The sequence below is a fragment of the Streptomyces pristinaespiralis genome (genome assembly GCF_001278075.1).
In the GTDB taxonomy this organism is placed as follows: Bacteria; Actinomycetota; Actinomycetes; order Streptomycetales; family Streptomycetaceae; genus Streptomyces; species Streptomyces pristinaespiralis.
Genome location: NZ_CP011340.1, coordinates 7997087 through 8014288 on the forward strand (window position 1 = coordinate 7997087; position 17202 = coordinate 8014288).

General features: G+C 71.6%; 15 protein-coding genes. 9 read left to right on the plus strand and 6 right to left on the minus strand.

Translation table 11 applies throughout. From position 1 onward, the window contains the following. Window positions 1-149: 149 nt before the first annotated feature. On the plus strand, window positions 150-335 hold the full coding sequence (locus tag SPRI_RS34335) for a hypothetical protein (RefSeq protein WP_005321285.1): 186 nt from the start codon (window positions 150-152) through the stop codon (window positions 333-335). A 407-nt stretch (window positions 336-742) separates the two neighbouring features. On the opposite strand, the gene SPRI_RS34340 is transcribed toward SPRI_RS34335, so the two are convergent. Continuing rightward, window positions 743-1399: a TMEM175 family protein gene (locus SPRI_RS34340; RefSeq protein WP_234020463.1), complete on the minus strand. Its 657-nt coding sequence runs from the start codon at window positions 1397-1399 to the stop codon at window positions 743-745. 242 nt (window positions 1400-1641) lie between these two features. Here SPRI_RS34340 and SPRI_RS39910 point away from each other — a divergent pair, with 242 nt between their 5' ends. From SPRI_RS39910 to SPRI_RS34355, 4 genes are all read left to right on the plus strand, one after another. Beyond that, the gene (locus tag SPRI_RS39910) at window positions 1642-1938 is read left to right on the plus strand and encodes an oxygenase MpaB family protein (RefSeq protein ID WP_324616019.1); all 297 of its coding nucleotides are present in this window, start codon (window positions 1642-1644) and stop codon (window positions 1936-1938) included. A 138-nt stretch (window positions 1939-2076) separates the two neighbouring features. Next, window positions 2077-3438, plus strand: coding sequence for an MBL fold metallo-hydrolase (locus tag SPRI_RS34345; RefSeq protein ID WP_005321288.1), 1362 nt, complete (start codon window positions 2077-2079; stop codon window positions 3436-3438). A gap of 33 nt (window positions 3439-3471) precedes the next feature. Continuing rightward, window positions 3472-3828: a rhodanese-like domain-containing protein gene (locus tag SPRI_RS34350; RefSeq protein WP_005321289.1), complete on the plus strand. Its 357-nt coding sequence runs from the start codon at window positions 3472-3474 to the stop codon at window positions 3826-3828. Then, a complete protein-coding gene (locus SPRI_RS34355) occupies window positions 3825-4571 on the plus strand; it encodes a sulfite exporter TauE/SafE family protein (RefSeq protein WP_005321290.1) in 747 nt (248 codons plus the stop codon). The genes SPRI_RS34350 and SPRI_RS34355 overlap by 4 nt, the downstream gene beginning before the upstream one ends. A gap of 136 nt (window positions 4572-4707) precedes the next feature. Here SPRI_RS34355 and SPRI_RS34360 read toward each other — a convergent pair whose 3' ends face one another. Further along, window positions 4708-4989: a metal-sensitive transcriptional regulator gene (locus SPRI_RS34360; protein WP_005321292.1), complete on the minus strand. Its 282-nt coding sequence runs from the start codon at window positions 4987-4989 to the stop codon at window positions 4708-4710. A 73-nt stretch (window positions 4990-5062) separates the two neighbouring features. Between SPRI_RS34360 and SPRI_RS34365 the strand changes: the two genes are divergently transcribed. The 3 genes from SPRI_RS34365 (at window position 5063) to SPRI_RS34375 (ending at window position 9893) form a co-directional block, all read left to right on the plus strand. Further along, on the plus strand, window positions 5063-5629 hold the full coding sequence (locus tag SPRI_RS34365; protein ID WP_005321294.1) for a rhodanese-like domain-containing protein: 567 nt from the start codon (window positions 5063-5065) through the stop codon (window positions 5627-5629). Window positions 5630-6056: 427 nt separating this feature from the next. Continuing rightward, entirely contained in the window at window positions 6057-8351 is a 2295-nt protein-coding gene (locus tag SPRI_RS34370; RefSeq protein ID WP_005321296.1) for a serine/threonine-protein kinase, read from the plus strand. 9 nt (window positions 8352-8360) lie between these two features. Beyond that, window positions 8361-9893 (plus strand): phytoene desaturase family protein, encoded by a 1533-nt coding sequence (locus SPRI_RS34375; RefSeq protein WP_005321298.1) that lies wholly within the window; start codon window positions 8361-8363, stop codon window positions 9891-9893. A gap of 148 nt (window positions 9894-10041) precedes the next feature. Here SPRI_RS34375 and SPRI_RS34380 read toward each other — a convergent pair whose 3' ends face one another. The 3 genes from SPRI_RS34380 to SPRI_RS34385 all read right to left on the minus strand — a co-directional run bounded on the left by SPRI_RS34380 (window position 10042) and on the right by SPRI_RS34385 (window position 12587). Continuing rightward, the gene (locus SPRI_RS34380; protein ID WP_053557652.1) at window positions 10042-11865 is read right to left on the minus strand and encodes a serine hydrolase domain-containing protein; all 1824 of its coding nucleotides are present in this window, start codon (window positions 11863-11865) and stop codon (window positions 10042-10044) included. A gap of 141 nt (window positions 11866-12006) precedes the next feature. Then, on the minus strand, window positions 12007-12093 hold the full coding sequence (locus SPRI_RS40015; RefSeq protein ID WP_359660455.1) for a hypothetical protein: 87 nt from the start codon (window positions 12091-12093) through the stop codon (window positions 12007-12009). Between the two features lie 41 nt (window positions 12094-12134). Beyond that, window positions 12135-12587 (minus strand): MerR family transcriptional regulator, encoded by a 453-nt coding sequence (locus tag SPRI_RS34385; protein ID WP_005321303.1) that lies wholly within the window; start codon window positions 12585-12587, stop codon window positions 12135-12137. 114 nt (window positions 12588-12701) lie between these two features. Here SPRI_RS34385 and SPRI_RS34390 point away from each other — a divergent pair, with 114 nt between their 5' ends. Continuing rightward, on the plus strand, window positions 12702-13760 hold the full coding sequence (locus SPRI_RS34390; RefSeq protein WP_005321306.1) for an aldo/keto reductase: 1059 nt from the start codon (window positions 12702-12704) through the stop codon (window positions 13758-13760). A gap of 446 nt (window positions 13761-14206) precedes the next feature. Here SPRI_RS34390 and SPRI_RS34395 read toward each other — a convergent pair whose 3' ends face one another. Then, window positions 14207-16801 (minus strand): tetratricopeptide repeat protein, encoded by a 2595-nt coding sequence (locus SPRI_RS34395; RefSeq protein ID WP_078535435.1) that lies wholly within the window; start codon window positions 16799-16801, stop codon window positions 14207-14209. Window positions 16802-17202: the final 401 nt, after the last annotated feature.

Here is a 17202-nt window from a genome sequence, read left to right on the forward strand (position 1 = left end):
TCACCTGTGCGGGGCATTGCAGAAACGATCGAGTACGTACGGAGTGGCAATGCCGCGATGGGAACTATCCGGTCATAGCGGATAAAATTGATAGTCGTTGGGAGAAGGTTCTCGATAGTTGACCCCAGTACGAAAAGGGAGTGATCTTGATGCCCAAGTCCGAGGATCCCGGCCTCGACCCGAAGCAAGGCGAGAAGGCGGCCCGGAAGGCGAGCGCTGAAGGCACGAAGATGTCGCCCGAGGGGCAGAAGCCCGAGAAGGCGCCTCCCGACGCACAGTCGACGGAGCCGGTGGAGCCGATTCAGGAAGAGCCCAGAAGGTCCGGAAGGGGCTGAGCCGTCAGCCGGGCATCCGGTCGCTGAAGGTGCTCCGCACCCCGCCATCCGGTCTGCGGAGCACCGTCCTTTGCCCGGCAGCCATCGACACGTGCCTCGGGCCCGGGTGACCTGCCGCCACCTCGCGGACACTTCCCGCACGGGGCCTGACTGCCGTCGCGACTCTTCCGCGCAAAGTCGTACCTCCTTGCCCACCCGGCCGGCGCGTCGTCATCCCGCTCCAACGGCGCGCCGGGCCGGCGGCACCTGGCACGACGAATGTCGCGCACCATCAATTTCCGCACGCTCCGAATCGTGAGGGCCGGATGGAAGCGCCGGTCGCTCGCCGGTTTGTGCGCGTGCCGTTGTCATCGTGCGCCTGGAGCGGCCAACAGCGGTCCTCGATCAGGCTCATGGCCCTGATCGTGTTACGTGCCCTCAGAAGCGGAATAGCCCGCGGCGGCGCGCAGGCGGTTGCCCCGCTCGCCGAGCACCCACTTGACCGGGATCAGCACTGCCCACCAGAGCTTCGCGCCCGTCGGGGACACGAAGGCGAGCGGCACGGCGATGGCGAAGACCAGCACTGTCGCCGCAAGATCGGCCACATCGTTACGCGCGACGCGGTCGGGCAGCGCCGCGCCGGCCAGCCACGGGCGTTTCCACAGCGCGATCGTCAGCGTGAGTTGGGCGATCCCCATGACGGCCACGGCGCCGGAGTAGACGGCCACCGACGGGGCCAAGTCCCCGTACTCGGCGAGCAGGGTGGTGGGGAAGGGCATCAGCGCGATCAGCCCCAGGCTCAGCAGCCCCAGCCTGATGACCGTCCCGTCCACCTTCTCCACGTACCGGAAGACTTGGTGGTGGCCCCGCCAGAACGCCGCGATGAGCAGAAAGCTGAGAGCGTATGCCCAGACGCTGGGCATCACATCGGCCAGCGCCTCGTCGAAGTCGGCGGAGTTCAGACCGACGGGCAGGGCGATGTCCAGCGCCAGCAACGTCATGGCGATGGCGAAGACGCCGTCCGACAGTGCGATCAGCCGCACTGCGCTCCCCTCGTCGTCCCGCGCTCGCTGGTGGCCTTTCACGCTGCCCCACCTTAGGGTCGAAAGTACTTGAATGCCTGGATTGAGCCTTTCGGTTCGGACGTACTTGCCATGGTTCGACCCGCCCGCGGCCACGGTTGCGGGGTGACCGTCGGGCGGCAGTGCGGGCCCTCGTGCGAGAGGCGTCCTGCAGAACTCGGACTTCCGCGAGGACGGCTGGGGCCGGCTGATGTGCACCGCGGACTTCCTCGGCACCGCCGAGGTCGCGGAGAAGGGTGGCACCCGTGTCCGCTGTCCGCCGGATCCACGGCCTGCTGAAGGCCACCGACCCCGACACCGGGGAACGCTTCGGCGTCGGCGAACCGGAACTCCTGCTGTGGGTGCATGTGCGGAGGTCGGCTCCTGCCCAGAGGTCGGCCGCCGCGCCGCTCCGGGCTGCCGCTGGACGACGAGCACGCCGACCGCTACCCGGCGAACAGCGGTCGGCGCCGCCCGCCTCATGGGACTCGAACCCGTCACCGTGCCCGCCACCGCCGGTGAGCCGGCCGCCCACCTGCCGACGCGCAGGGCACGCCGTGTGAGGAGCGGCCGTGACGGCGTCGCCACTGCTGCTTCTCGCGGGCTCGACGGGAGTCGCAGGCTCCCGAAAATACCCCCCGGGGTACCTCTGTTAGGGTGGATACAGATACCCCGGGGGGTAAACGAAAGGAGCTCCGGCCGTGTTCTTCGTCGAAAGCCTGAAGCTGGACGGGTTGGGCAACCGCAGTTACCTGACCGGCGGGCGCGGCCGCGCGGTGGTGGTGGATCCGCCCCGCGACATCGACCAGGTCCTCACCGCGGCAGCCCTGCGGGGAGTACGCATCGCGTACGTGGTCGAGACGCACCTGCACAACGACTACGTCAGCGGCGGCCTCGAACTGGCACGTGTCAGCGGGGCCCGATACCTCGTGCCGGCAGGCGCGACGGTGGCGTTCACGCGCACCCCCGTGGCCGACGGCGACACCGTGGCGGTGGACGACGGCCTGGTGCTGCGAGCACTGGCGACTCCGGGCCACACGCCCCACCACACCTCCTACGTTCTCGAGGAGGGCGGTCGCGCCGTGGCCGCGTTCACCGGGGGATCGCTGCTCATCGGCAGCGTGGGACGGCCGGACCTGGTCGAGCCGCGGCTGACCGAGCAGCTGGCCCGCGCCCAGTACGCCTCCGCCCACCGCCTCGCCGACGAGCTCGCCGACGACGTGCACGTGCTCCCCACCCACGGCTTCGGCAGCTTCTGCTCCTCCGCGCAGGCGGAGGGGGAGGAGACCACGATCGGCGCCGAACGCAGGAGCAACGACGTGCTCAACAAGGACGTCGACACGTTCGTCGCCGACATGCTCGCGGGGCTGGACGACGTCCCGGCCTACTACGCACACATGGGGCCCGTCAACGCGGCCGGTCCCGTGCCCGTCGACCTGACCCCGCCGCGGCCGGCCGACGCCGGACAGATCGCGGAACGGCTGGCGGCGGGGGAGTGGGTCGTCGACCTGCGCAACCGGGTCGCCTTCGCCGAAGGACATGTGGCCGGGTCATTCAACTTCGAGGGGGACGGCAAGCTCGCCACCTACCTGGCATGGCTCATCCCCTGGGGCAAGCCCCTCACGCTGCTGGCCGACACGCCCGAACAGGTCGCCGAAGCGCAGCGTGAGCTGGCCCGCGTCGGCATCGACCGCCCGGCGGCCGCCGCCACCGGCTCCCCCGGCGGCTGGCTCAGGGAGGGCGAGGAACTCGCGTCCTTCCCGCGCGCCCGGTTCGCCGACCTGGCGGTGGCGCTCGAGCGCGAGAAGGACGTGGTGGTGCTCGACGTACGCCGCGACTCCGAGCGGGGCGACGGCTTCGTCGAGGGCTCGGTACACATCCCGATCCACGAACTGCACGGCCGCCTCGCAGAGGTGCCGCCAGGCGTGGTGTGGGTGCACTGCGCCGGTGGGATGCGCGCGGCGATCGCCGCTTCGCTGCTGGACGCCACCGGGCGCGAGGTCGTCGCCGTCGACGACGCCTTCGACGCCGCCGAACAGGCCGGCCTCACCCGTACCGCCTGAATTCCTTGATCACCCTTCGCACGGAGTACCGCGATGCCTTCCGGACGCGACAGCAGTCGCCTCACCCCCGCCCGGGCCCATGGATCGACAGCGCAGGGCCCGGCGGTCCTGCTCGATGTGCGTGAGACGCACGAGTGGGAGGCCGGACATGCCCCCGGCGCCCTGTCCATGCCGCTGACCCTGCTCATGGCGGGCGTCCCCCTTCCGCCCACGGCCCAGGGAAGGCCGGTCGTCCTCATCTGCCGCTCCGGGAACCGCTCCCGCCGGGCGGTCGAGACGTTGGCCGACAGCGGCGTCGAGGCGACCGATGTCGCCGGCGGCCTGGTCGCCTGGGCCGCAGAGGGACTGCCGGTCATCGACGTGCACGGCGACAGCGGCGTGGTGACGTGAGCGCACTGTTCCTGGCGCTGGCCGCCGGTGGCGTCGTGGGTCTGGCACTCGGCGCGCTCGGCGGCGGGGGCAGCATTCTCGCCGTTCCCGTGCTCATCTACCTGCTCGGCTTCTCCCCGGCGGCGGCCACCACGGCCGCTCTGCTGATCGTCACCGCGACATCCGCCACCGCCCTGTACGCACACTCGCGCGCGGGCAACGTGCGGTGGAGGACGGGAGCACTGTTCGCGGCGGCCGGCGTCCTTCCGGCCGCCGCGGCGGGGGCTGCCGCCGCCCGTCTGCCGCAGCACGTGCTGACCGCCGCCTTCGCCGCCGTCGCCGGGCTCGCCGCGGTCAGGATGCTGGCGCCGGCCCGCACCACCGCTCAGGCGCCTGCCGAGCGCCCCCTCAAGGCTGCGGGCGCCGGGGCCGGGCTGGGCGCTCTCACGGGGTTGCTCGGCGTGGGCGGCGGATTCCTGGCCGTCCCGGCGCTCGTCACGATCCTCGGATTCGAGATGCAGGCGGCGGTCGGCACCAGCCTGCTGGTGATCTCGGCGAACGCCATCGCTTCGCTCGTCACGCGAGGCTCCACGGCGGCGGGACTCGACTGGGCCATCATCGCGCCGTTCATCGCCACCGCGGTCCTGGGGGCATGGGACGGCAGACGACTCGCCGCCAAGGTCTCCGGCACGGTGCTCCGGCGCACTTTCGCGTCCGCGCTGTTGGCGGTGGCCGCTCTCATGCTGCTCGATGTGCTGACATGACGCGCGCGGCTCGACATGCCGACATGCCGACATGGAGCGTGCCGTCCGAGGTGCCGGCACCGGCGCGTGCCGCCCCATGCGCCGACGCCGTGCACGTGCCGCTCGGTACGCCGGCATGGCGCGCGGGACGCGCGGCTCAGGCCAGTGACAGGAAGAGCTTCTCCAGACGGGCCCGCATCTGCTCACGGTCACCGCTCGCGGCCATGTCCGAGTCGGTCAGGCAGTGCTGCAAGCCGGTGGCGATGATCGCGAATCCCGCCTTGTCCAGGGCCCGGGAGGCGGCAGCCAGCTGCGTGACGACGTCTTCGCAGTCCCGGCCTTCCTCGATCATCTTGATCACCCCGGCGATCTGCCCCTGCGCCCGTCGCAGCCGGTTGACCACTGTCTTCAGCTCGTCGGCCGCCATCGCCAGTTCCACAAGCCACTCCTTCGATATACCCCTCCGGGTATCCTACCGGAGTGGTCCCCGCCCATGGAGAACAGGAAAACCTATGACAGCCTCCATCGCCCTCACCGCCCACCAGGCCAGCGGCCGGCTCCACGAGCTGACCGTGATCGACGTCCGCACCCCCGGCGAGTACGCCTCCGGCCACCTGCCCGGCGCCTACAACGTCCCGCTCGACCACCTCGAAGAGGCCGTCCCCGCGATCAAGGCCGCCGCCGAACGCGGCGACCTGCTCGTGGTGTGCGCCTCCGGGGCCCGGTCCGCCCAGGCGTGCGCCACCCTGTCGCACAACGGCATCACCGCGGCCACGCTCACCGGCGGCACCGACACCTGGACGCAGCTCGGGCACGACATCCACCGCCCCGAGGGTGCGCGCACGGCGTGGGCCATGGAACGCCAGGTGCGTCTCGCCGCCGGCTCGCTGGTCCTCGCCGGAGTCGTGCTCGGGCGACGCCTGCCCAAGGCCCGCCTGCTGTCCGCCGGGGTCGCGGGCGGACTCGTCTTCTCCGCGCTGACCGACACCTGCGGCATGGCCCGCGTCCTCGCCAAGCTGCCCCACAACCGCCCGCGTGCCGACGATCTCCGGGCCACCCTTGCGGCGCTGGCGGGCTGACGGCCGTCCGCTCTCCTGCGGCCCGCCGTGCGCGGCCCCGTGGCATGCCGTGCGGTCCACGGCGTCCCGCAGAACCCGGACTTCTGCGGGACGCCCGGGGCCGGCTGATGCGCACGGCTGCATTTGTCGACAAGCCTCCCGCCGCGTCGGCCCCGACCCCGCCACCGCCGGCCGCCTGCTCACCCCGCCACCCGCACGGCAGAGCAGCACCCCCCCGCCGCGTGACACGGCAACTCACGCTCACGGACAACCCGCTGCGCTTCCTCCCCTCCCGTATACGCTGGCAACTCCCGTCCGGTCACATTCCGAGAGCGATGGCGCGACTCGGGCCCGGCGCACGCCCGGCCCCGTACAAACTACGCAGACGGGCCGCCATACTGGACCGGCCGGGGAGGGCGCAGCGAAGTGACGGGGGCGACAGCACGAGATGGCGGAAACCAGGCTGATCCAGGGCCGCTACCGACTGCTCGATCTCATCGGGCGGGGCGGCATGGGCGAGGTGTGGCGGGCCCGCGACGAATCCCTCGGCCGTCATGTGGCCGTCAAGTGCCTCAAGCCGATCGGGTCCCAGCACGACCGGTCCTTCACCCGGGTGCTGCGGGAACGCTTCCGCCGTGAGGCCCGCGTCGCCGCCGCCCTCCAGCACCGGGGCGTGACCGTCGTCCACGACTTCGGCGAGCACGAGGGCGTGCTGTACCTGGTGATGGAGCTGCTCGAGGGCCGCAACCTCAGCCAGCTGCTCGAGGACAACAAGCAGCAGCCGCTGTCCGTCACCGACGTCGTCGACATCGCCGACCAGATCGCCGACGCCCTCGACTACACCCACGAACAGGGCATCGTGCACCGGGACCTCAAGCCCGCCAACATCATGCGGCTCACCGGCGGCGGGGTGAAGATCTGCGACTTCGGCATCGCGCGCCTCGGGGAGGACATCGGCTTCACGTCCAAGCTCACCGGCACCGGCATCGCCATGGGCACCCCGCACTACATGTCACCGGAGCAGATCGCCGGCGGCCAGGTCGACCACCGCAGCGACCTGTACTCGCTGGGCTGTGTGCTCTACGAACTCGCCACCGGCGCCCCGCCGTTCGACGTCGGCGACACCTGGTCGATCCTCGTCGGGCACCGCGACACCGTGCCCCGGCCGTTGCGTGAACACCGGGACGAGATCCCGGAGTTCCTCGACCTGATGGTCCTCGACCTGCTCGCGAAGACGCCAGAGGAGCGGCCCGCCGCCGCGGGCGACCTGCGGCGCAGGATCGGCGCGTCCGGACACACACGGCACGCCCCCGCCGTCGTGCCGCTCCAGCGCCAGGTCCTGCCCGGCGCGTCGCGGGAGGCCGCGCTGCCCTACTGGACACGCGGCATGACGGTCGGTCACAAGGCGACCGGCGCCTTCGCCGTGCCGTCCGCGCCGCCGGGGCAGGACCACACCGCGGTGCTCACCGGCCGGTGGACCAGCCCGTCCGTCACCGCCCTCGCGGCCGCGTCCGTCGTCCCCGCCGTGCCCGCCGTCCCGCACAGCGGCGTCCGCGTCCCCGCCCAGGGCCCCGGCCGGCCCACTCCGCCGCCCGAGCTGCTCGCCGTCCTCGCCACCCGGCACAACGCGGGTCTGAGCCTCGGCCGCCTCGGCCGCTGGGAGGAGGCGGGGGAGGTGCACCGCGCGGTGGCCGCGGAACGCGAGACGCTGCTGGGCGCCGACCATCCCGACACCCTCGCCAGCCGCTACGAGGTCGGCTTCAGTCTCAGCCGCACCGGCCGCGCCGCCGACGCGCTCGAGGAGTTCGGCCGTGTCGCCGCCGGCCGCGAACGCGCCCTCGGCCCCGACCATCCCGACACGCTCGCCGCCCGCCAGGAGACGGCGTACGTACTCGGCGGCCTCGGCCGGTACGCAGAGGCCGACCGGATCTACGCGGCCGTCCTCGAGTCCCGCGAGCGCACCATGGGGGCCGATCACCCCGACACCCTGCGCTGCCGGCACAACCTCGCCTTCAACCTGAGCCGGATGGGCCGCGTCGAGGACTCCTTCCGGATCGCCGGCGACGTGGCGGCCGCCCGCGCCCGCGTACTGGGCGACACCCACCGCGACACCCTGGTCACACGCTACGAAATGGCCTACGCCCTCGGTCTGATGGGCCGCTGGGCCGAGGCGCTCGCCACCTACCAGGACGTCGCCGCCGCCCGCGCCGCGACCCTCGGCCCCGACCACCCCGACACCCTCGCCGCCCGCTACGAGACCGGCATCTGCCTCGGCCGGCTCGGCCGCGGCGCGGAGGCACTGGACCTCTACCGCTCGCTCGTCGAGGACCGCACCCGCGTCTGCGGGCCCGACGACCCGGAGACACTTCGCGCCCGCCACGGACTCGGCGTCAATCTCGGCCGGCTCGGCCGCTGGGAGGAGGCGCTGGCCGAGGCGCGCGACGTGAGCGCCCTGCGCGAGCGGATCCTCGGCCCCGACCACCCCGACACGCTGGTGAGCCGGCGCGAGGTGGCCGTGGCGCTCGGCTGGCTGGCCCGCTGGGCCGAAGCGCTCGGCGTCTACGAGCAGGTGGCCCAGGAACGCGAGCGGGTCCTCGGACCCGAGCACCCCGACGCGCTGTCCAGCAGGAACGACGAGGCGCACTGCCTGGAGCAGCTCGGCCGCCACACCGAGGCGGTGGAGCTGTACCGGCGGGTCGCCGCGCTGCGCGGGACGGTGACGGAGCAGGCACCCGGCGGTTAGTGTCCGCCCATGCCCGCACTCGCCTCGTACGACGCCGTCATCGTGGGCGGCGGCCACAACGGCCTGGTCGCCGCCGCCTATCTGGCCCGCGCCGGGCGCTCCGTCCTGCTGCTGGAGCGCCGGCCGCACACCGGGGGAGCGGCCGTCTCCACCCGCCCGTTCCCCGGTGTCGACGCCCGCCTGTCCCAGTTCTCCTATCTCGTCTCGCTGCTGCCCGACAAGATCGTGCGGGACCTGCGGCTGGACTTCGCGGTGCGGGGGCGCACCGTCTCCTCCTACACGCCCACGGGCGACGGCGGCCTGCTGGTGGGCGGCGCCCGGACGGAGGAGTCCTTCGGGGCCCTCACCGGCGGGGACCGCGAGTACGCGGCGTGGCGCGAGTTCTACGGCGTCACCGGTCAGGTCGCGCAGCGGGTCTTCCCGACGCTGACGGAGCCGCTGCCCACCCGGGACGAGCTACGGACCCGAGTCGGCGACGAGCAGGCGTGGCGGATGCTCTTCGAGGAACCGATCGGCGCCGCGATCGAGAAACGGTTCACCCACGACGTGGTCCGCGGGGTCGTCCTCACCGACGCGCTCATCGGCACCTTCGCCGACGCCCACGATCCGTCGCTGGTACAGAACCGCTGCTTCCTGTACCACGTCATCGGCGGCGGCACGGGGGACTGGGACGTGCCCGTCGGCGGGATGGGCGCGCTCACCGACGCGCTGGCCGCCGCGGCGCGCGACGCCGGCGCGGAGTTCGCGCTCGGACACGAGGTCACCCGGATCGACACCGACGGCGAGCGCGCAGAGGTCGCCTACCGGAACCGCGCGGGCGAGGGCGCGGTCGCCGCCCGCCGGGTCCTGGTGAACGCCTCGCCGCAGGCGCTCGCCGCGCTCCTCGGAGAGGAGAGCCCCGAACCGGCGGAGGGCGCGCAGCTGAAGGTCAACATGCTGCTGCGGCGGCTGCCGCGGCTGCGGGACGACTCGGTCGCGCCCGAGGACGCCTTCTCCGGCACGTTCCACGTCTCGGAGGGTTACGGGCAACTGGCCACCGCCTACCGGGAGGCCGCCGAGGGGCGGCTGCCGAGTGCTCCGCCGTCCGAGATCTACTGCCACTCGCTGACCGATCCGTCGATCCTCTCGCCGGAACTCGCGGCCCAGGGCTGCCACACGCTGACGCTCTTCGGACTGCACACCCCCGCCAGGCTGTTCGCCGAGGACAACGAACGGACGCGCGCGGAGCTGCTGGCCGCGACGCTCACCGAACTCGACGCGTACCTGGCGGAGCCGCTCGCCGACTGCCTCGCCCTCGACGCGAACGGCGAACCCTGCATCGAGGCGAAGACGCCGCTGGACCTTGAGCGGGAACTGCGGCTGCCCGGCGGCCACATCTTCCACCGCGACCTGTCCTGGCCGTACGCCGACGGCGCCACGGGCCGTTGGGGCGTGGAGACCGCGCACGCCAACATCCTGCTGTGCGGCGCGGGCGCCGTCCGCGGCGGCGGAGTCAGCGGCGTGCCGGGTCACAACGCCGCGATGGCCGCGCTGGGTCACTGACGCCCGGCGCTCCGCCGCCGACGGGCGCGCTCGGCGCGTCGGGTGCCCGGCCCGGGGCGCGCCGCGACTTCACGGTAAGTCCCGCGGCGCACTCCGGCGGTCCGGGCCGGCGGGCCGGTATGCGGGGCGCCGGCCCGGTGAGTGCTCGTCAGTCCCGGGACGGTGTCCAGCCCTTGGGTTCGAGCAGGGCGGCGTCCTCGGGCCGGGACCCGTCGAAGGCCGCCGGGCCCGGGCCGTCCGCGACGTGGATCGCGTCGACGTAGGCGCCCCGGCCGACGTAGAGCTGGTCGGTCGCGTACCGCCAGCGCAGCCGTACCGGCGAGCCGCGCCACGCGGTCAGGTCCGCGGTGACCCGGTGCCATGCCCGCCCGGACCAGCCCGTCACCGAGCCGGCCGGGTGGGGCTCCTCCTCGCCGCCCTTGCGGACCGCGGTGAACGGGACCGGTTTCCAGGTCGCCCCGTCGTCCTGTGACGCCTCGAGGTACAGCGCGTCGGAGCGCGGTTCGGTGTCCCACCACAGCGAGCACCGCAGCAGCGGCCTGTCAGAGGCGAGGGCGAGCGCCGGCAGCGTGAGGGTCGCCGCCGTGGAGCCGGCCATGCCGGAGAACCAGGCGGTGCGGCCGTGGTCGGGGCGGACGGCCACGGCCCTGGCCATGTTGTTGGCCGCGGCGACCCGGGGCGCGCTGCCGGAGCGCCAGCTGCGGACGGGGTGGACGGAGTTGCCGAGCACGATCAGGAACGAGTCGGTGGTCGGGTCGAGGACGAGGCTGGTGCCGGTGAAGCCGGTGTGCCCGGCGGTGCGCGGTGTCGCCATCGCGCCCATGTACCAGTGCTGGTAGAGCTCGAAGCCCAGGCCGTGCTCGTCGCCGGGGAAGGCCGTGTTGAAGTCGGAGAACATCAGCTCGACCGAGGCCGGGCGCAGGATGCGGGAGTCGCCGTAGACACCGCCGTTGAGCAGGGTGCGGGCGAGGACGGCCAGGTCCCAGGCGCAGGAGAAGACGCCGGCGTGGCCGGCCACGCCGCCGAAGCTGTACGCGTTCTCGTCGTGGACCTCGCCCCATACCATGCCGCGGTCGAGTCCGGACCACGGGAGCCTGGCGTCCTCGGTGGCCGCGATCTTCGGCTTCCAGGAGGGCGGTGGATTGAAACGAGTGCGGTGCATCCCGAGCGGAGCGGTGATCTCGTCGCGGAGCAGCGCATCCAGCGGACGGCCGGTGATCTTCTCCAGTACGAGCTGGAGCGAGATCAGGTTGAGATCGGAGTAGAGGTACGTGGTGCCGGGCGGGTTCGCCGGGGCCTCGTTCCACAGCCGCTCGAGCCTGGCCTCCTGCGTCGGCTCCTTGAACAGCGGGATCCAGGAACGGAAGCCGGAGGTGTGCGTGAGCAGCTGACGCACCGTGATGTCCTGCTTGCCCGCACCGGCGAACCGGGGCAGGTAGGAGGCGACCGGCGCCTCCAGCTCCAGCGTGCCCCGTTCGATCTGCTGCACCGCCAGGACGGACGTGAAGAGCTTGGAGACGGACGCCAGGTCGAAGACGGTGTCCTCGGCCATGGCGATCTGCTGGTCGGCGGGGAGCTCGACGGCGGTGTCGGTCTTCTCGTCGTAAGCCGAGTAGCGCAGCGCCTTGCCGATCGCCCGGTGCAGCGCCACCGTGCCGCCCCGCCCGGCGAGCAGCACCGCACCCGCGTACCAGGGATGCTTGGGGGACGGGGCGAGGAACTTCTCGGCGTCGAGGACCAGTTGGTCGAGGTGACGGGCCAGCAGCCCGGCCCGCTGCGGAGAGCCGTGCCGCAGCGTCGGCCGGTTCCCAGAGCCGCTGCCCGGGCCTGTCCCGCCGGTGTCCAGGGCTCCGTCGCCCCCGGCGGCCGCCGCGAAGGGGACCGGTCCCAGGGCGAGCGCACCGCCCAGCGTCAGCAGTCCGCCGCCCAGCCTCCGTCTGCTGATTCCTCTGCCCGCCGAGTCGTCGGTCATACGGACCCCTCTCTGCGCGTCCTTGAAAGTATCTTTCGGATCTTCCACGACACGTGAAACTTTCTTGCGATCCTCGGCGTCTGTCAACCACTCCAAAGACATCTCAACAAGGGGAAGCATCCCCCTGCGCGAACTTCACGGTCAGCACGTCAGCCGGCCCCGCCGTCGGGCCTCGCCCCGGCGCCGGACCGCACCCAAGGTCTCGAGCCACTCCAGTTGGTACCGCACGCTCGAAGGCGAGGACAGGCCGACTCCGGCAGCGATCTCCCTCAGCGACGCAGTGGCGTGAGTTCTTCGTCAGTTGAAGGGGAGGGGGCGTGACATTGACGGGTGGCGGCGTCGCCTTGGTCGACAAGGTCCTCGTACACGCCGACCTTGAAGCGGATCAGGTCCAGGGACTCGGTGAGCCTGCCGATCTGAGTGGTGACGTGTGCCTGGTGCTCGCGCATGAGCGCGAGTCTTTCTTCCTCATTACCGGCTCCCTCTCGCACGAGGTCGGCGTACCGGCTGAGCACGGGCAGGGGCATGCCCGAGGCACGGAGAATGATGCAGACGGTCAGCCAGTCGACGTCATCCTGGCTGTAGACGCGGCGCCCACCGGGCCCGCGTCGTACGGGATTGACGAAGAGGCCCTCGCGCTCGTAGAAGCGCAACGCGTGAACGCTCAAGCCGGTGCGCTCGGCGACCTGGCCGATGCTCAGACTTGTGGTGATCTCAGCCATGCCGCCCAGGGTAACGGGGTTGATCTAGAGCCGGGTCTAGAACCTAACGTCCGTCGTGCGACCGGCTCTTCTGCCCGCTCCATGTGCTGAGTAGAACCACTGGGAGGCATCATCATGCGTTATCGCACCCTCGGCAAAACCGGTATCGAGGTCAGCGTCCACTGCCTCGGGACCATGATGTTCCAGAAAGGCTGCAATCCCGATCACGACGATTGCGTCCGCATCATTCACGCTGCCCTCGACGAGGGAATCAACTTCGTCGACACCGCGGACATGTACGGACAGGGCGAGTCCGAGGAGATCGTGGGCAAGGCGCTGCGGGGGCGCCGGGACGACGTCGTACTCGCCACCAAGGTCCACTTCCCCATGGGTGAGGGCCGCAACCGCGGTGGCAACTCGCGGCGTTGGATTCTCAAGGCGGTCGAGGACAGCCTCAGGCGACTGGACACCGACTGGATCGACCTCTACCAGGTGCACTTCCCTGACCATCGCACCGATATCGAGGAGACGCTCTCGGTACTGACCGACCTCGTGCACCAGGGAAAGATCCGCGCCTTCGGCTGCTCGAACTACCAGGCCGAGGAGATCGTCGAGGCACACCACGTCTCCGAGCGGCGCAGTCTCGGGCGCTTCCGCACCGACCAGCCGCCCTACTCGATTCTGGCCCGCGGGATCGAAACGTCGCTCCTGCCCGTCTGCGAGCGCTACGGGATGGGGGTACTGGTCTGGAGCCCTCTCGCCTTCGGATTCCTCACCGGCAAGCACCGCAAGGACCAGCCCATCGACCTGGCAGTCGGCCGTGCCGCGCTCCGGCCGGCGTTCTTCGATCCCTCGATCGCCGAGAACGCCGCCAAGCTCGACGCCGTCGAACAACTTGTAGAACTCGCGACGAGCATCGGCTGCACCCTCCCCCAGCTCGCCATCGCCTTCACCGTGGCCCACCCCGCCGTCACCTCGGCGATCATCGGACCGCGGACCATGCGACAACTGCAGGACCTGCTCAAGGGCGCCGCACTCACCCTCGACGATGCAGCCCTCGACCGAATCGACGAAATCGTGCCGCCCGGAACGAACCTCTACAACCCGGCAGCATCCTTCCCTCCGCGATCACTGACCGAGACCGCGTTGCGGCGCCGCCCACTCACCGAACGCTCCGCAGCCTGCTGGACCTGAATCCGCAGAGAAATTGTCGCCCCGCACCCGCAACGGACGGATGCGGGGCCGGCCCAGCCCGATCCGGCCTCGTGGAACAACACAGCCCCCTCTCAAGGAGAACACGCTATCGAGGGACCGAGGAGCATGCTTGGCCCCAGGTCGCCGGGCAGCACCCGGAATGAGGGTCCTGGAAGCGCTGCGGAGCAGCGAGTCGCCGGTCCCGTCGCAGCGGCCGTGCCCGGGCTGATGCGAGAGGGACGTCGAGCGAGGTGCCCCCGGTTGATCGGGAACGGCCACCGGCGGCCTCCAATGGAGGCTGTCGTACACAGAGTCCCGCCACGGCTCGAGGTGTCCTGCCCACGGGTCGTGGTCGCCGTGGATGACGTTCGGGCAACCACACCGGCGAAGTCGTCCGCGTTCGGGAAGGACGGCCGACCGGAATGCCGCCCCGCGGCGCGACTGCTTCACGGACGACGCGTACGCGTGCGCCGCACGCCCTCGCGGGCCATCTCGTTGGCGGGATCGATCCGCAGGGCCCGCTCGAAGCTGGCGCATGCCTCCTCGTACCGGCCGAGCTTCTCCAGCGTGATCCCCCGGTTGAACCGAATGCCGCTGTCATCCGGCCAGATCGCGACAGCGTCCTCGTAGCACGTCAGCGCCTCGGCCCAGCGTCCCGACGTGAACAGGTCGTTGCCCTTGTCCAGCCAGGCCTCTTTGTCGACGGGATCGAGCTCCAGCCGACGCTCGTTCAGCGCCAGCGCTTCCTCATAGCGGCCGAGGTCTGCCAGCGCACCTCTCTTCACGGCCCACGCCTCCGCGAACCGCTCATCCATGTCGAGGGCGCGGTCGCAGCACTCCATGGCGTCCTCGTGCCGCTCGAGCCGCCGTAGCGTCCTGGCCCTCTCGACCCAGGCCCACGTCGACCGAGGGTCGCGTGCGACGGCCTGGTCATGGCAGGGGAGAGCCTCTGCCGGACGGCCGAGTTCGCGCAGGGCGACGGCCTTGTACGTCCATCCGACGGCCAGGGCCGGGTCGATGGCCAACGCGCTTTCGTAGCATGCCAACTGCTCTTCCCACGGCCCGCCGGCCAAGCCGATGGCACGGCCCTTCTCGACCCATGCACCGTGTGTCTCGGGTCCGATCCGCAGGGCGCGCTCGGCGCACTCCAGCATGTCGTCGTAGCGGCCGAGAGCGCAGTGGGTGTGCACATAGGTGGACCACACCTGCCGGGTCTCGGGTGCGATCTCCGCCGCGGTGTCGAGGCATGCGAGGGCTTCCCCCGGCCGTCCGAGGGCGTTCAGGAGTTGTGCCTTGTTGACCAGGGCCGGGATATGGCGGGGCGCGACGCGCAGGGCCTCGTCGATGTCGTCCAGAGCGGCGTCCAGCTGTCCGCGCCTCACCCTGAAGTTGGACCGGGAGACGAGGACATACAGGTCACGAGGCCGGAGCTGATAGGCCCGGGCGAGCGACTCCTCCGCCTCTTCGTAGCGTTCGAGGCCGGCGAGGACCACACCCCTGTTGGCCCACACCAAGCCGTCACGGGGCTCCAGTTCCGCAGCGCGCCCGAAGCACGACAGGGCCTCCTCCGGCCTGTCCATGTCCCGGAGAACGGTCCCCCGGCACAGCCAGGCGCTCGGCTCGCGCGGATTCAGTTCGACCGCGCGGTCGTGTGCGGCCAGAGCCTCGTCGTGGCGATGAAGTTCGTGGAGGCCCATGCCACGCACCTGCCAGAGCTTGCTCAGGACGACCGGCCCCTCGTTTCCCGCCGCTTCCAGGCCCTTCTGCACGGCGTCGAGGGCGTCCTCGTAGCGGCCCAGATGGTGGAGCGCAAGGCTCCTGGAGACCCATTCCTCCCCGGTCAGGGAGTGCGGCCGGGCAGTCGCGGGCGCCGGGCCGCCGGTCTCCGCGCGGTACACGTCGTCCAGCCGCTCCCGGACCGCCGCGAAGTCGGCGGGGCGGTTCTCGCGGCGGGGCTCCGTGCACGCCCTGATCAGGCGGTAGAGCGGCGAGCGACGGGTCCGCCGGTCGGTCGTGCGCTCGACGTACGCCTTGGCCCGGCCGCCGCCCGGCGGGAGGCGCCCGGTGAGCATCTCGAAGAGGACGACGCCGAAGGCGTAGACGTCGGCGCGGGTGTCCAGGGCCGCGCCCGGTACGAACTGCTCGGGCGCCATGTAGCGGGGCGTGCCCGCGACCGTGGTGTAGAGCTGCTGCGCGCCGGCCGGCAGTTCGCTCAGGCCGGGCGGCGACGTATCACCGGAGTGGTCGAAGGCCCTCGCCAGGCCGAAGTCGGTCACCCGGAGCGTGTGGTCGGCGGACAGCAGGCAGTTCGCGGGCTTCACGTCCCGGTGGACGAGACCGAGCTGGTCGTGCGCGTGCCGGAGCCCGTCGCACAGGTGCCGGGCGAACCGCAGCGCCTGCCGGGGCCGCAACGGCCCACGCCGCAGCAGCCCGGCCAGATCGCCGCCCTCGGCGTACTCCGTGACCACGCACGGCAGACCCTCGATCCGCTCCACCCACAGCGCCGTCGCCACATGGCGGTGCGGATCCAGCCTGACCCAGGTCAGAGCCTCGCGCTCGAACCGGTCCCGGTCCTCGTCGCTCCACAGCAGCCGGCAGTCGAACGTCTTCAACGCCATCCGCTTGCCGTCGTCGTCGGAGCGGACGATGTAGACGACACCGAACCCTCCCTTGCGCACGTCGAGTACGGTCCAGCCCACGACGTGGCGATCACTCGCCAGCCGACGGCCGACTTCGAAGTTGCTCCGCTTCATCACGCCGGACGTGGACCGCAGGCTGTCCAGTCCGCCGGCGGCCGCCTCCGCAACCGGACCGGACGGCTCGGCGTCCAGGGCCCTGGCGTACGCGCGGCGCGCCATGTCCAGGCGCCCCACCCTGCGGAGGGCTTCGGCGAGTTCGAGATGCGCACGCCCGGCATCCGGGCGCAGCGCCACCGCGTCGCCCAGCAGCCGGGCGGCGTCCTCGAACCGCCCGGCGGCCATGGCCGCCCGCCCCAGCTCCAGGTAGCGGGCGTACCCGGCATCGGCCTCGACAGTGTCCACGGCTGCTCCATCCCCCGGCGGGTGCCCTGCAACTACTCATCCCTCAGCCCGACTTGAGCGTATAGCGGAACGGCGACCGCCCGGTGATCAGTGCGCGCACCCCTCCGGCGTCAGGCTTCTCCGTCGCTGCAACTTCCCTGCCCGAAGCTCGCCGAGCCACGCGAGCAGCCCGCACCACTTGCCGGCGAGCGGCTCGGAGCCCGCGGCCTCGCCGACTTCTCGCGAGCATCGACGACCACCTCGACGACACGTCAGCCACCGGCCTGTCCGAGCCGAGCAGGCCGAGCGGACCCAGGTCTTCCTCGGCCGGCTCGGCAGCACGCGCAAGACCGAACGCACCCGGCTCCGGATCGACTTCGACCGGGCAGCCCGCGTGGTCGCCGGGATCGACGCGGCTTCCG